Source organism: Streptomyces cahuitamycinicus (assembly GCF_002891435.1).
GTDB classification, from domain to species: domain Bacteria; phylum Actinomycetota; class Actinomycetes; order Streptomycetales; family Streptomycetaceae; genus Streptomyces; species Streptomyces cahuitamycinicus.
Genome location: NZ_POUC01000893.1, coordinates 1 through 804, shown reverse-complemented (window position 1 = coordinate 804; position 804 = coordinate 1). Strand labels below are relative to the sequence as shown.

Below are 804 nucleotides of genomic sequence, written 5' to 3'. Positions count from 1 at the left end.
CCCTTCCTTTCCGCCTCGAGGAGAAACCGCATGACCACCCACCCAGGAGCCCCGGCGACATGGGGAGCCGCGCGATGAGAGTCCTGCTGATCGGAGCCAACGGCTACATCGGGCGCTTCGTCGCCGACCGTCTGCTCGCCGACCCGGCCGTGCAGCTCACCGCCCTCGGCCGTGGTGACGACGCCGACGTCCGCTTCGACCTCGCCTCCGGCAGTCCCGGCGCCCTCACCCGCTTCCTCGACGCGGTCCACCCCGGTGTCGTCGTCAACTGCGCCGGCGCCACCCGCGGCGGGGCCCGCGAACTCACCCGCCACAACACCGTCGCCGTGGCCACCGTCTGCGAGGCCCTGCGCCGCAGCGGCTGCGGCGCCCGGCTGGTGCAGATCGGCTGCAGCGCGGAGTACGGCCCGAGCCAGCCCGGCTCCTCCACCGCCGAGGACGCCGTGCCCCGGCCCGGCGGTCCGTACGGGGTCAGCAAACTCGCCGCCACGGAGCTGGTCCTCGGCTCAGGCCTGGACGCCGTCGTCCTGCGCGTCTTCTCACCGGCCGGACCCGGCACCCCCGCCGGCTCCCCGCTGGGCCGTCTCGCCGAAGCCATGCGCCGCGCCATGCAGTCCGGCGACGGCGAACTGAAACTCGGCGGCCTCGGCGCACAGCGCGACTTCGTCGACGTGCGCGACGTGGCCCGTGCCGTCCACGCCGCCTCACTCTCCGCCGCGCAGGGCGTCATCAACATCGGCTCCGGCCGCGCCGTACGGCTGCGCGACGCCGCCGCGGTCCTCGCCCTGTCTCTTATCCACATCT

Annotated in this window: 1 protein-coding gene; it reads left to right on the top strand. The window is 74.3% G+C overall.

Annotated features, from left to right (window positions below; genetic code table 11):
* Positions 1-74 precede the first annotated feature (74 nt).
* Positions 75-804: SDR family oxidoreductase (locus C1J00_RS43720; protein WP_102914258.1), on the top strand; the 730-nt coding region annotated here is incomplete at its 3' end.